At 37.6% G+C, this 12,782-nt stretch carries 14 protein-coding genes; 11 read left to right on the forward strand and 3 right to left on the reverse strand.

Going from position 1 to position 12,782, the window contains the following annotated elements; translation table 11 throughout:
* The first annotated feature begins 140 nt into the window (after nt 1-140).
* On the forward strand, nt 141-1,073 hold the full coding sequence (locus AX662_RS07230; protein ID WP_060972046.1) for a manganese-dependent inorganic pyrophosphatase: 933 nt from the start codon (nt 141-143) through the stop codon (nt 1,071-1,073).
* Nucleotides 1,074-1,127: 54 nt separating this feature from the next.
* Nucleotides 1,128-1,787 carry a DUF1803 domain-containing protein gene (locus AX662_RS07235; RefSeq protein ID WP_060972047.1) on the forward strand — a complete coding sequence of 220 codons (660 nt, stop codon included), beginning with the start codon at nt 1,128-1,130 and terminating at the stop codon, nt 1,785-1,787.
* Between the two features lie 29 nt (nt 1,788-1,816).
* Here the strand turns inward: AX662_RS07235 and ntdP are convergent, their stop codons facing one another.
* Together ntdP and recX are read right to left on the reverse strand one after the other, a co-directional pair.
* On the reverse strand, nt 1,817-2,350 hold the full coding sequence (gene ntdP, locus AX662_RS07240; RefSeq protein ID WP_002886644.1) for a nucleoside tri-diphosphate phosphatase: 534 nt from the start codon (nt 2,348-2,350) through the stop codon (nt 1,817-1,819).
* A 70-nt stretch (nt 2,351-2,420) separates the two neighbouring features.
* Nucleotides 2,421-3,197 (reverse strand): recombination regulator RecX, encoded by a 777-nt coding sequence (recX, locus tag AX662_RS07245; RefSeq protein ID WP_060972048.1) that lies wholly within the window; start codon nt 3,195-3,197, stop codon nt 2,421-2,423.
* Nucleotides 3,198-3,231: 34 nt separating this feature from the next.
* On the opposite strand from recX, the gene rlmD reads away from it, so the two are divergent.
* Both rlmD and asnA read left to right on the forward strand, forming a co-directional pair.
* Nucleotides 3,232-4,587, forward strand: a complete 1,356-nt coding sequence (gene rlmD, locus AX662_RS07250; RefSeq protein ID WP_060972049.1) for a 23S rRNA (uracil(1939)-C(5))-methyltransferase RlmD — start codon at nt 3,232-3,234, stop codon at nt 4,585-4,587.
* Between the two features lie 109 nt (nt 4,588-4,696).
* Nucleotides 4,697-5,689, forward strand: coding sequence for an aspartate--ammonia ligase (asnA, locus tag AX662_RS07255; protein WP_014633569.1), 993 nt, complete (start codon nt 4,697-4,699; stop codon nt 5,687-5,689).
* Nucleotides 5,690-5,837: 148 nt separating this feature from the next.
* On the opposite strand, the gene AX662_RS07260 is transcribed toward asnA, so the two are convergent.
* Complete coding sequence (locus AX662_RS07260; RefSeq protein ID WP_002890033.1) at nt 5,838-7,196, reverse strand: aspartate kinase; 1,359 nt, start codon at nt 7,194-7,196, stop codon at nt 5,838-5,840.
* 129 nt (nt 7,197-7,325) lie between these two features.
* Here AX662_RS07260 and AX662_RS07265 point away from each other — a divergent pair, with 129 nt between their 5' ends.
* The 7 genes from AX662_RS07265 to fabD all read left to right on the forward strand — a co-directional run bounded on the left by AX662_RS07265 (nt 7,326) and on the right by fabD (nt 12,774).
* Entirely contained in the window at nt 7,326-7,964 is a 639-nt protein-coding gene (locus AX662_RS07265) for an HAD family hydrolase (RefSeq protein WP_002886650.1), read from the forward strand.
* 215 nt (nt 7,965-8,179) lie between these two features.
* Complete coding sequence (locus tag AX662_RS07270) at nt 8,180-8,971, forward strand: enoyl-CoA hydratase (RefSeq protein WP_013990100.1); 792 nt, start codon at nt 8,180-8,182, stop codon at nt 8,969-8,971.
* A 104-nt stretch (nt 8,972-9,075) separates the two neighbouring features.
* A complete protein-coding gene (gene fabT, locus AX662_RS07275) occupies nt 9,076-9,510 on the forward strand; it encodes a fatty acid biosynthesis transcriptional regulator FabT (protein ID WP_002885562.1) in 435 nt (144 codons plus the stop codon).
* Nucleotides 9,510-10,472 carry a beta-ketoacyl-ACP synthase III gene (locus tag AX662_RS07280; RefSeq protein ID WP_060972050.1) on the forward strand — a complete coding sequence of 321 codons (963 nt, stop codon included), beginning with the start codon at nt 9,510-9,512 and terminating at the stop codon, nt 10,470-10,472. The genes fabT and AX662_RS07280 overlap by 1 nt, the downstream gene beginning before the upstream one ends.
* Nucleotides 10,473-10,535: 63 nt before the next feature.
* Nucleotides 10,536-10,760 (forward strand): acyl carrier protein, encoded by a 225-nt coding sequence (locus AX662_RS07285; RefSeq protein WP_002885495.1) that lies wholly within the window; start codon nt 10,536-10,538, stop codon nt 10,758-10,760.
* 105 nt (nt 10,761-10,865) lie between these two features.
* Nucleotides 10,866-11,831, forward strand: a complete 966-nt coding sequence (gene fabK / locus AX662_RS07290) for an enoyl-[acyl-carrier-protein] reductase FabK (RefSeq protein ID WP_060972051.1) — start codon at nt 10,866-10,868, stop codon at nt 11,829-11,831.
* 22 nt (nt 11,832-11,853) lie between these two features.
* Nucleotides 11,854-12,774, forward strand: coding sequence for an ACP S-malonyltransferase (gene fabD / locus AX662_RS07295; RefSeq protein WP_060972052.1), 921 nt, complete (start codon nt 11,854-11,856; stop codon nt 12,772-12,774).
* The last annotated feature ends 8 nt before the right edge of the window (nt 12,775-12,782 follow it).

Here is a 12,782-nt window from a genome sequence, read left to right on the forward strand (position 1 = left end):
GACACCGCCTTTTCACGGCGGTAACACGGGTTCGAATCCCGTACGGACTATATTTAGAGTAACTTAGGTTACTCTTTTTTATTTTGTTTCTTTTTTTTATATGTTATAATATCTTATAATACTATTTTTGAGGTGAATTTATGTCTAAAGTTTTTGTTTTTGGTCATCAAAACCCTGATTCTGATGCAATCGGGTCTTCTTATGGATATGCTTATTTGAAACGTCAACTTGGTGTTGATGCTGAAGCTGTTGCTTTAGGTAATCCTAACGAAGAAACAGCTTTCGTTCTTGATTATTTTAGTGTTGAGGCACCACGAGTTGTTGAATCAGCTTTGTCAGAGGGAGTTAATCAAGTAATTCTTACAGACCATAATGAGTTTCAACAATCTATTTCAGATATTAAGGATGTTGAGGTTATTGAGGTAGTAGACCATCATCGTGTGGCTAACTTTGAAACCGCTAATCCATTAATGATGCGATTGGAACCTGTTGGATCAGCTTCTTCAATTGTTTATCGTATGTTCAAAGAAAACAATGTTGAAGTTCCTAAGGAAGTGGCTGGTTTGCTTTTGTCAGGTTTGATTTCGGATACTCTTCTCCTTAAATCTCCAACTACACATGCTTCAGATCCTGCAGTTGCTGCTGAACTTGCAGAAATTGCTGGTGTTAATTTGGAAGAATATGGACTTGCTATGCTTAAAGCTGGTACTAATCTTTCATCAAAATCTGCTGAAGAACTTATTGATATTGATGCCAAAACTTTTGAATTGAATGGTAATCAAGTTCGTGTTGCACAAGTTAATACAGTTGATATTTCTGATGTTCTTTCTCGTCAAGAGGAAATCGAAGAAGCTATTAATAACTCAATTAAAAACAATGGATACTCTGACTTTGTCTTAATGATTACTGATATCCTTAATTCAAATTCAGAAATTCTTGCACTTGGTTCAAATGCTGATAAAGTTGAAAATGCTTTTGATTTTGTTTTAGAAAATAATCATGCTTTCCTTGAAGGTGCCGTTTCTCGTAAGAAACAAGTAGTACCACAGTTGACTGAAAGCTTTAATGCATAAAATTAGGCCGTCAGGCCTTTTTTTAGTGGTCTGATTAATGGTATAATACTTCTTATGATAATACAATTTAACCCAAACAAACTATGTAAGCAAGTTTTTTTTATGGAAATAGTGAATTATCTATATCTTAATCAGCCTGTGACCCTGAGAGCAATAAAAAGGGAGTTTCCTTTTCAAAAGAATATAGATAAATTAATTGAGGAGTTTGTAAAAGCAGGCTATATTGAACGATTTGAGAAGCGTTATCGTCTATTAATTAATCTAGTGTCTGATTCTTCTACAATTGACTTAGATCAGCATTTTTTTATTGAAGATGATTCTACTTGTTATTTAGAATTATTAAATCGTAGATTTGTTACTGAGATAACTAATTCTACTAATGAAGTTGTTATTATCGAACAAACGAGTATCACGAGAGACGAACTTACGATTTCAAATTATTTCTATAAATTAAGAGAAAATCTCCCATTATCGGAAGAGCAGAATAGATTATATGACATATTAGGGGATGTTAATTCTGAATATTTTTTGAAACATGTTACGACTTTTCTTTTAAAATACGTTAGGAAGGAATATGCACTTCAAAAAAGGAGGAATATTTTTGTTGATGCTTTAGAATTATTAGGGTATCTTATTCAAGTAGAAGAAGGTCGTTATCTTTTGAATATGGACTTAGATTCTGAAGCATTAGTTTTTAGTGCAAAAAAAGACTAGTATTATTACTAGTCTTTTTTATGACAACTTTAACGATTCCTTAGTTCAAGATAACGTTTGTACCAGATGTTAACATAAGATTGTGAAAATGGCCCCTTACCATTGTTAATCCAATCTACCAAGATTTTAACATGTTCCTTTAAGATATAGTCAATATCAGGAGAGTAATGCATTTCTTTTTTATGTGTTTCATACTCATCTACATCTAGCAATTTTTTTTCACCATCAGCGAAGACTTTGACATCTAGGTCGTAGTCAATATATTTTAGTGCTTCTTGGTCCAAAATATATGGACTAGCTAAATTGCAGTAGTAGGAAATGCCGTTATCCCTAATCATGGCTATAATATTAAACCAGTATTTTTTGTGGAAATAAACAATAGCAGGTTCACGTGTTACCCATCGTCTTCCGTCTGCTTCAGTAACGAGGGTGTGGTCGTTAACGCCAATAACAGCATTCTCAGTTGTCTTTAGTACCATAGTATCGCGCCAAGTACGGTGCAAACTACCATCATGCTTATAACTTTGAATTGTGATAAAGTCGCCTTCTTTTGGTAATTTCATGGCGTCCTCTTTCTACAATAAGGGTTATCTCCACTATTGTATCATAATTTTGTGAAAAGAGGGGGAATTCCTATAAATATTCTCTTAGAGTGGATGCTATGGCATCAAAGTCATAACCTTTTCTGGCTAAAGATTGTGTCAAGCGCTGCTTAAGTTCATAACCGTCGTATTTTTTACTAAATTTTTGATATTGCTTATCTATTTCTTTATAAAGGAGAGCTTGTTCAGTTTCTTCATCTGCTTCAAGTTCTAGATGATCGATTGCTAGTTTACTTTCTTGAAATGAAAAACCTTTATTGATAAGGCTTTGAGTTAATTTATCTTTTAGGGCTTTAGATGGTAGTTTTCCCTGATATTTTCGAAACAGTTTTGAAGCTACTCTAATGGCTATTTCTGAGAAATCGAATTGACTTAAAACATCGTCAATGATCTGTTTGTTACAACCTTTTTGAAGCCATTTTTGCTTCAGCACATAGGCTCCTTTATCGCCTGAATTCAGATTTTGTTGAGCTAAACTTTCTAGGAGTTTGTAATCATCAATCCAGTGATCTCTTTTTAGATTATCAATAATTTTTGGAATTATATGAGGGTTTATTTCATGTTTAAAAAGGTAATCTTTTACCTCTTTCTCAGTACGTTGTTTAAATGAAATAAAATAGAGGGCTAAGTTTTTACCATGTGAGAACTGGGCATAGGATTTAATGTCCTCTAGTTGATTTTTGTCCAGTATCATTTCTTTGGTCAACATGTATTTAACGATGGTATCTTCTGTAACGTAGAGACTCTCTTTTTTGTCTATCTCAAGGAGATAAAGTCTCTTTTTCTTCTCGATTTTTGTGATTTTCATAGTTATTATTATATCAAAATGTTAGAATGGTAGTATGAATTTACAAGTGAAACAGCGTATCCCGCTTAAGATAAAACGCATGGGAATCAATGGCGAAGGCATTGGTTTTTATAAGAAAACTCTAGTTTTTGTGCCAGGGGCTTTGAAGGGTGAAGAGGTGTTCTGTCAGGTTGTTTCTGTCAAGAGAAACTTTGTTCAGGCGAAATTATTAAAGATTAATAAGCCTTCTAAGTTTCGTGTTGAACCTGCATGTAGTATTTATGAAGACTGTGGCGGTTGCCAGTTAATGCATCTTCGTTATGATAAGCAATTAGAGTTTAAAACTGACTTACTAGGCCAAGCCTTGAAGAAGTTTAAACCGGCTAATTTTGAGTCATATGACATTCGTCCAACAATAGGGATGGAGCAACCACAACATTATCGAGCCAAACTACAATTTCAAACCCGTTCTTTTGGTGGTTCAGTCAAAGCTGGCTTATTTGCGGAAGGGAGTCATCGCCTCATTAATATTGATGATTGCCTAGTTCAGGATGAGCTAACTCAAGTCATCATGAATAAGGTGACAAATTTGTTAGATAAATACAGGTTGCCAATTTATAATGAGCGTAAAATTGCTGGAATTCGGACGGTTATGATACGACGTGCTTTGGGTTCAAATCAGGTTCAGTTGATTTTTGTAACCTCTAAATCAGTTTCTTTCACTAAATTAGTTAAGGAATTGACGGAAAGTTTTCCAGAAATTGTAACAATTGCTGTCAATTATAATTATTCGAAATCCAGTGAGATTTATGGTCAAGAGACGGAAATTCTTTGGGGGCAAGACACTATTCAAGAAGAGGTACTGGACTATAACTTTGCTCTCTCTCCTCGTGCATTTTACCAGTTGAATCCTCAACAAACAGAGGTACTCTATGGTCAGGCCGTTGAAGCTTTGGATGTAGGTAAGGCTGAACACCTTATTGATGCTTATTGTGGGGTTGGTACTATTGGACTTGCTTTTGCAAATAAGGTAAAGAGTATTCGAGGTATGGATATTATTCCAGAGGCTATTGAGGATGCTAGAAAGAATGCTAAATCACTTGGGTTGGAGAATGCTCACTATGAGGTGGGTAAGGCTGAGGATATTATTCCTCGTTGGTACAAGGAAGGCTATCGAGCAGATGCTCTTATTGTGGACCCACCTAGAACTGGTTTAGATGATAAGCTACTTAAAACGATACTGGCCTACACTCCTGAAAAAATGGTTTATGTTTCATGTAATGTATCTACTTTGGCTAGAGACCTAGTTTCTTTGGCTAAAGTTTATGATGTTAATTATATTCAGTCAGTAGACATGTTTCCTCATACCGCTCGAACAGAAGCAGTTGTGAAGCTGACTAAGAAAATGTGATAAAACCTAACATAAAAAACAAGAAATTTTCCAAATTGTTGGAAAATTTCTTTATTTTTCTGAAAAATAGGAGTATAATAGGCTTATCGATTTTTTAAAGGAGGAGCGTATGAAAAAGAGCTTCATTCATCAACAAGAGGAAATTTCTTTTGTGAAGAATACTTTTACACAGTATTTGATTGATAAACTTGACGTCGTTGAAGTACAAGGGCCTATTTTGAGTAAGGTCGGGGATGGTATGCAGGATAATTTGAGCGGTATTGAAAATCCTGTAACTGTTAATGTGCTTCAGATTCCTGACGCAACGTACGAAGTTGTTCACTCATTAGCAAAATGGAAACGCCATACTTTGGCTCGTTTTGGTTTCAATGAAGGTGAAGGGCTCGTGGTTAATATGAAGGCTCTTCGTCCAGATGAAGATTCATTGGATGCAACGCACTCTGTTTACGTTGACCAATGGGACTGGGAAAAAGTTATTCCTGACGGACATCGTAATATCGCTTACTTGAAAGAAACTGTTGAAACCATTTATAAGGTTATTCGTTTGACTGAGCTAGCAGTTGAAGCACGTTACGATATTGAAGCTATTTTACCTAAGAAAATTACCTTTATCCATTCAGAAGAACTTGTTGAGAAGTACCCTGATTTGACACCAAAAGAGCGTGAAGATGCTATTACTAAGGAATATGGTGCTGTATTCTTGATTGGTATCGGTGGTGTTCTTCCTGATGGAAAACCACATGATGGTCGTGCACCTGACTATGATGACTGGACAACTGAGTCTGAGAATGGTTACCATGGTTTGAATGGGGATATCTTGGTTTGGAATGAACAATTAGGACATGCTTTTGAATTGTCATCAATGGGTATTCGTGTTGATGAAGATGCCCTTAAACGTCAGGTTGAAATTACTGGCGACCAAGATCGTTTGAAATTGGATTGGCACCAAGCCTTGTTACATGGCCTTTTCCCACTAACAATTGGTGGAGGTATTGGTCAGTCACGTATGGCTATGTTCTTGCTTCGTAAGAAACATATTGGTGAGGTTCAAACTTCAGTTTGGCCAGATGCCGTTCGTGAAAGTTACGAAAATATCTTGTAAAAAAAGCACTAACGAAAGTTAGTGTTTTTTGATTAGCAATTGCTGTGTATAATTGCTCAACGAATTTTCTATTGGAGTAGATATCATGAGAGATGACTTATTTTTTCATAAAGAAAAAACCTATCCTTGAAGGAGATAGGTTTTTAGATTAATCACCACTACGGAAAAAAGCATCGTAAAGAGCTCTGACAGCTGCTTTTTCTTGCTCGGTTTCAATTACAAACATAACAGAAACCTCACTAGAACCTTGAGAAATCATTTCTAGGTTAATATGTTTTTCAGAGAGCGCTTTAGCCGCTGTCGCTGTAACACCGATGTGGTCTTTCATATTTTCACCAACAATCATGAGGATTGAAAGGCCATGTTCAATTTCAACTTCATCAACACCGAGTTCACGAGTCAAGTATGAAAGAATTTCTTGTTCTTTGATTGGGGTAAGTTCACGTTCTCGAATAATGATTGAAAGATCATCGATTCCAGAAGGCATGTGTTCCCAACGGATGTTTAAATCTTCCAAAATTTGGAGGACCTTACGTCCAAAACCAACTTCACGGTTCATGAGGTATTTGGTCATATTGATGCTGACGAATTTATCATCACTCGCGATACCAACGACAGGGACAGTTGCACCCTTGTGTTCAAGAATAATGCGTGTGCCTGGGTGGTCTGGGTTATTTGTATTTTTAATAACGAGTGGAATTTTACCACGGTAGGCAGGGAGAAGGGCTTCGTCATGAAGAACTGAGAAGCCAGCATACGCCAATTCACGCATTTCCTTGTAAGTCAACTCTGGAATTGAATGTGGTTCATGAACGACACCAGGATGGGCTGCGAAAATACCATCTACATCTGTGAAGTTTTCATATAAATCTGCCTTAACTCCAGCTGCAACGATAGAACCAGTGATATCAGAGCCTCCACGTGAGAAAGTACAAATTTGATTATCAGGGGTAACACCGAAGAAACCAGGGATTACAAGAACCTCATCTGATTCACGAAGCTCTTCCAACTTGTCATAAGCTCCTGGAAGGATACGAGCATTTCCAGGTTCGCTTGAGACAAAAATACCAGCTTGGCGAGGGTGAACGTAACGTGCTTCAATACCGTTATTACGGAAATATTCTGCGATTAATTTTGCGTTATTATCTTCCCCTGCAGCTAGGAAAGTATCATAAAGGAAATCATTGTCTTCAATAGGAAGAGTGGCAAGATCGTTGATAGATTTAGCAATCTTCGCCATTTCTGTTGATTTGAAGCCTAGCTCATCGACCATAGCTTGATAGCGGTTAATAATCCATTCTTGGTCAGCTTTGACATCAGCACCTTTTGTGTAGTGTTTATAGTATTTAATCAAGGCGTCTGTGACTTTGGTATCTTCATCGTTACGTTTACCAGGGGCTGATACTACGACAAAGCGACGTTCAGGGTCAGATTTTACAATGTTTAAGACTTTTTCTAATTGTGTGGCTGAAGCAAGTGAGCTTCCACCGAATTTGATGACTTTCATAGTTACTCCAAAAATTTTAAATTACTCTACAATTATAGCAAAATTCTGACAATTTGTCACATTGTTTTTAAAAGCAAGTAAGATTTAGTCTGATTATGGTACAATAAGGAAAGAAAAGGAGGATATCCCGTGGTAGAGGCAATTATTTTTGATATGGATGGTGTCCTTTTTGACACTGAAAAATATTATTATGATCGACGTGCAAATTTCTTAGCTCAAAAGGGAATTTCAATAGACCATTTACCCCCGTCTTTCTTTATAGGTGGAAATACCAAGCAAGTTTGGGAAAATATTCTCAGAGATGACTATGATAACTGGGATGTACCAACTTTACAAGAAGAGTACAATGCCTATAAACAAGACAACCCCTTACCCTATAAAGAATTAATCTTTCCTGATGTTTTCAAGGTCTTGAATGAAGTGAATTCTCGAGGGTTGAAAATAGGTTTAGCTTCTAGCTCAGTAAAGGCAGATATCCTTAGAGCTTTGGAGGAAAATCATTTGAATGGTTTCTTTGATGTGGTTCTCTCAGGAGAAGAATTTAAAGAGAGTAAACCCAACCCAGAGATTTATCTGACAGCATTACAGCATTTGAACGTGGAAGCAAATCAGGCGCTGATTATCGAAGATAGCGAAAAGGGGATTGCTGCTGGAGTCGCTGCAGGTGTTGAGGTTTGGGCCATTAAAGATAATCGGTTTGGCATGGATCAAGGTGCAGCCAAAGGCTTGTTGGATAACCTTATGGATGTTTTAGATTTATTAAAATAGAAGAGACACCGAGTTAGTTGTAGAACTCGGTGTTTTGATGTATCAAATTAAAAAACTCTAAGTTTCTGTTGACCTTTAGATGGACTATGGTATACTAGAAATTAACGATGAATGATTTGATAATCAAATTATCTATTCATCAAATAAAATTGTGATAAAAATATAAAGAACATACGGTTTTCATGTAGGAACTAGTTATCGGAGGAATGCAAAAAATGGCTTACGAAACAATTCTTTATAGTGTTGAAGATGGAGTAGCAACTTTAACGCTTAATCGTCCAGAAGTACAAAATGGATTTAATATTCCAGTTTGTGATGAGATTATGGCTGCAATTGAGGAAGCTAAACAAGATGCGTCAGTAAAATTCTTGGTAATCAATGCTAATGGAAAAGTCTTTTCTGTTGGTGGTGACCTTGATCAAATGCAAAAAGCGGTTGCTGTAGATGATGTACAGTCTTTGGTTCGTATTGCTGAGCAGGTAAATGAAATTTCTTTTGCTCTTAAAAAATTGCCTAAGCCAGTCATCATGGTAGTTGATGGACCATGTGCAGGTGCTGCAGCTAACTTAGCTGTTGCAGCAGACTTTACGATTGCATCTGATAAAGCTAAATTCATCCAAGCTTTTGTAGGTGTTGGTTTGGCACCTGACGCTGGAGGTCTCTACCTTTTGACACGTTCAATCGGTATTAACCGTGCGACTCAAATTACCATGACAGGAGAGCCAGTATCAGCTGAAAAAGCCTTGGACTGGGGAATTGCCTACAAAGTTGTTGAGTCAGAAAAACTTGAAAAAACTGTGAGTCAATTGATTAAAAAATTGAACCGCTCTTCAGTGAATTCCTTTAAAGCCATTAAAGAAATGGTTTGGGAATCTGAATTTGCAGGATGGGAAAATTACGCTAAGTTGGAACTTGACTTGCAAAAATCTCTTGCCTTCACTGAGGACTTCAAAGAAGGGGTACGTGCTTATAGTGAGCGTCGTCGACCTAAATTCCAAGGAAAATAGCCACATTTTCTAAAAGAAAAACTAAAGTTTTTTAATCGGGCTTGCGAAATTAGTTTGAGTCTGATATAATTTGAAAGTCAAAGTTTTATTGAAAGGAGTCTGGTGTGAATTACGACAAAATTGATGGCTATCTTGTTGATATTTTTAATAACGTAGTTATTATCGAAGAAGCGAGTTTAAAGAATTCAAAATTTAACGATGTTTCCCTCAAGGAAATGCATACCATTGATGTGATCGGTACACATCCAGATACGACACCAAGTGCAGTAGCTAAAGAACTCATGCTAACTCTTGGTACTGTAACAACTTCTCTCAATAAACTTGAAAAGAAAGGTTATATTGTCCGTACGCGTTCATCAGTTGACCGTCGTGTGGTCCATTTATCGCTTTCTAAAAAGGGTCGTTTGGTATATCGTCTTCACCGTCGTTTTCATAAATCAATGGTGATGCGGATTACTGAAGGCTTTAACGACGAGGAATTGAAGGTTATGAGCAAGGGATTGGAAAATCTCCACGCATTTCTTGAGGAGTTGAAATAATGGCATTTGCAAAAATTAGTCAGGTTGCCCATTATGCACCTGCTCAGGTCGTGACTAATGATGACCTATCAAAAATCATGGATACTAGCGATGAGTGGATTCGCTCACGTACAGGTATTCAGGAACGTCGCATCTCATTGAATGAGAATACGAGTGATTTAGCTACCAATGTTGCTCATCAGCTATTAGAAAAATCAGGATTAGCTCCTGAGAAGCTAGACTTTATTTTAGTTGCAACGATTTCTCCTGATAGTTCTATGCCGTCAGTAGCGGCTCGAGTTCAAGGAGCAATTGGTGCAGTCAACGCCTTTGCTTTTGATATTACTGCGGCATGTAGTGGGTTTGTCTTTGCTTTAGCAACCGCAGAAAAATTGATAAAGTCAGGCGCATACAAAAAAGGTTTAGTCATTGGTTCTGAAGTTCTTTCAAAAACTTTAGACTGGTCTGATCGCACAACAGCAGTCCTTTTCGGAGATGGTGCTGGCGGTGTTTTATTAGAGGAATCTGAAGAAGAACATTTCTTTGGTGAATCTTTAAATACCGATGGTAGCAAGGGTGGTCTTGAGTCAGGAGCCTCTGCAGTTATCTCGCCTTATTCAGATGAGTCTGATCAGCCTAATCCCTATATGCAAATGGATGGGAAAGCAATCTTTGATTTTGCCGTTAAGACGGTTTCAAAGAGTATTAAGGCCTTGGTTGAAGAAAAAGGTGAGCCTGATTACTTCCTTCTTCATCAAGCTAACATTCGTATTTTGGATATTATGGCTAAGAAAATTGATGTCAGTCGTGACAAATTCTTGGCAAACATGATGTCTTATGGTAATACCAGTGCGGCAAGTATCCCAATTCTGCTTTCTGAAAACGTGGCGAATGGGACCTTAAAATTAGACAGCGGTCAAACAATTCTCTTATCAGGTTTTGGTGGGGGTTTGACATGGGGCAGTCTTATTGTTAAAATCTAGTTATATAAATTATGCACCAGCATAGATTATAAGAAATATATTTATCTTAAAGGAGAAATTAAAATGGCAGTATTTGAAAAAGTACAAGAAATCATCGTTGAAGAACTTGGGAAAGATGCAGAAGAAGTAAAAGTAGAAACTACTTTTGACGAACTTGACGCTGACTCACTTGACGTGTTCCAAGTTATCTCAGAAATCGAAGATGAGTTCGATATCCAAATCGAAACTGAAGAAGGTCTTAACACTGTTGGTGACCTTGTTGCTTACGTAGAAGAAAAAACTAAATAAGCAGGGCATAGAGAATATTCTTATTTGGGATATTCTCCTTTGTTTATACAATTACTTTGATTATTAAACTATTTATTTGATTAGAAAATCGAAAAAAGGTGCAAAATGAAATCTCGTATTACAGAACTGTTAGGAATTAAATATCCAATCTTCCAAGGTGGTATGGCCTGGGTTGCTGATGGCGACTTGGCAGGAGCCGTTTCAAATGCTGGTGGACTCGGAATTATTGGTGGTGGTAATGCCCCTAAAGAAGTGGTAAAAGCTAACATTGATAGAGTAAAACAAATCACTGACAAACCATTCGGTGTTAATATCATGCTTTTGTCACCATTTGCAGATGACATCGTCGACCTCGTTATCGAAGAGGGCGTTAAGGTTGTTACAACAGGAGCCGGAAACCCAGGTAAATATATGGAGCGTTTCCACGAAGCTGGAATTACAGTAATCCCAGTTATTCCATCGGTAGCACTTGCTAAACGTATGGAAAAACTTGGAGCAGATGCTGTTGTCGCAGAAGGTATGGAAGCTGGTGGTCACATCGGTAAATTGACAACTATGGCACTTGTTCGCCAAGTTGCTGATGCGGTATCTATCCCAGTTATTGGAGCTGGTGGTGTTGCTGATGGACGTGGTATGGCTGCTGTTCTTATGCTTGGAGCAGAAGCCGTTCAGGTTGGTACGCGTTTCGCTGTTGCTAAAGAATCTAATGCACACCAAAACTTCAAAGATATGATTTTGAAGGCTAAAGATATTGATACTGTTATTTCAGCCTCAGTTGTTGGACACCCAGTTCGTGCGATTAAGAATAAATTGGCTACTGAATATAACCAAGCTGAAAAAGATTTCTTGGCTGGTAAGAAGACTCAAGAGGAAATTGAAGAGCTTGGTGCAGGTGCCCTTCGTAACGCGGTTGTTGATGGAGATGTGGAATATGGTTCAGTTATGGCTGGACAAATTGCAGGTCTTGTTCGTAAAGAAGAAACATGTGCAGAAATCTTGGAAGACCTATACACAGGTGCTGCCAAGGTGATTAAAGAAGAAGCTGCTCGTTGGGCAGATGTAAACGTCTAAAAACGTCGAAAGGATTAGGATAGTGACAAAACGTGCGTTCTTATTTGCTGGTCAAGGGGCTCAGAAATTGGGCATGGCGAGCGATTTGTATGCGACTTATCCCGTTGTCAAAGAGACATTTGATACGGCTAGTCGTATTCTAGGTTATGATTTGCGTGAATTGATTGATTCTAACGAAGAAAAACTTAATCAGACACGCTATACTCAACCAGCTATTTTGACAACGTCAGTAGCCATTTATCGCCTTTTGGCAGAAAATGGTATCACTCCTGATATTGTTGCCGGCCTCTCTTTGGGTGAATATTCTGCCCTAGTTGCGGCTGGAGCACTCTCATTTGAGGATGCGGTAGCCTTGGTTGCTAAACGTGGAGAATTCATGGAAACAGCGGCTCCTGCTGGAAGTGGGAAAATGGTTGCAGTCATGAATACAGATCCAAGTTTGATTGAAGAAATCTGTCAAAAAGCATCTGAAAAGGGTGTAGTAACGCCTGCTAACTATAATACTCCAGCACAAATTGTTATTGGTGGTGAAGTTGAGGCTGTTGATTATGCTGTGGAATTGCTTAAAGAAGCTGGTGCTAAACGTCTGATTCCTCTTAATGTTTCAGGACCGTTCCATACAGCTTTACTTGAATCAGCTAGTCAAAAATTGGCAGCAGAACTTGAGAAAGTGTCATTCACTGACTTTAAGCTTCCTTTGGTAGGTAATACTGAGGCTCAAATCATGAAGTCAGAAGACGTCAAAGCACTTTTGGCTCGTCAGGTGATGGAACCTGTACGTTTTTATGATTCGATTGCCACTATCCAAGAATTTGGTGTAGATGAAGTAATTGAGATTGGTCCAGGAAAAGTCTTGTCAGGCTTCTTGAAGAAAATTGATAAAACCTTACCAACTCATAATGTTGAAGATCAAGCTAGTCTTGATGCCCTTCTTAATGTTTAAAACGAGGT

The sequence above is a fragment of the Streptococcus sp. CCH5-D3 genome, from assembly GCF_001556435.1.
In the GTDB taxonomy this organism is placed as follows: Bacteria; Bacillota; Bacilli; order Lactobacillales; family Streptococcaceae; genus Streptococcus.

Coding starts and splice junctions, on each gene's coding strand:
- AX662_RS07230 (WP_060972046.1), top strand. CDS start 141: ATGTCTAAAGTTTTTGTTTTTGGTCATCAAAACCCTGATTCTGATGCA.
- AX662_RS07235 (WP_060972047.1), top strand. CDS start 1,128: ATGATAATACAATTTAACCCAAACAAACTATGTAAGCAAGTTTTTTTT.
- ntdP (WP_002886644.1), bottom strand. CDS start 2,350: ATGAAATTACCAAAAGAAGGCGACTTTATCACAATTCAAAGTTATAAG.
- recX (WP_060972048.1), bottom strand. CDS start 3,197: ATGAAAATCACAAAAATCGAGAAGAAAAAGAGACTTTATCTCCTTGAG.
- rlmD (WP_060972049.1), top strand. CDS start 3,232: ATGAATTTACAAGTGAAACAGCGTATCCCGCTTAAGATAAAACGCATG.
- asnA (WP_014633569.1), top strand. CDS start 4,697: ATGAAAAAGAGCTTCATTCATCAACAAGAGGAAATTTCTTTTGTGAAG.
- AX662_RS07260 (WP_002890033.1), bottom strand. CDS start 7,196: ATGAAAGTCATCAAATTCGGTGGAAGCTCACTTGCTTCAGCCACACAA.
- AX662_RS07270 (WP_013990100.1), top strand. CDS start 8,180: ATGGCTTACGAAACAATTCTTTATAGTGTTGAAGATGGAGTAGCAACT.
- AX662_RS07280 (WP_060972050.1), top strand. CDS start 9,510: ATGGCATTTGCAAAAATTAGTCAGGTTGCCCATTATGCACCTGCTCAG.
- AX662_RS07285 (WP_002885495.1), top strand. CDS start 10,536: ATGGCAGTATTTGAAAAAGTACAAGAAATCATCGTTGAAGAACTTGGG.
- fabK (WP_060972051.1), top strand. CDS start 10,866: ATGAAATCTCGTATTACAGAACTGTTAGGAATTAAATATCCAATCTTC.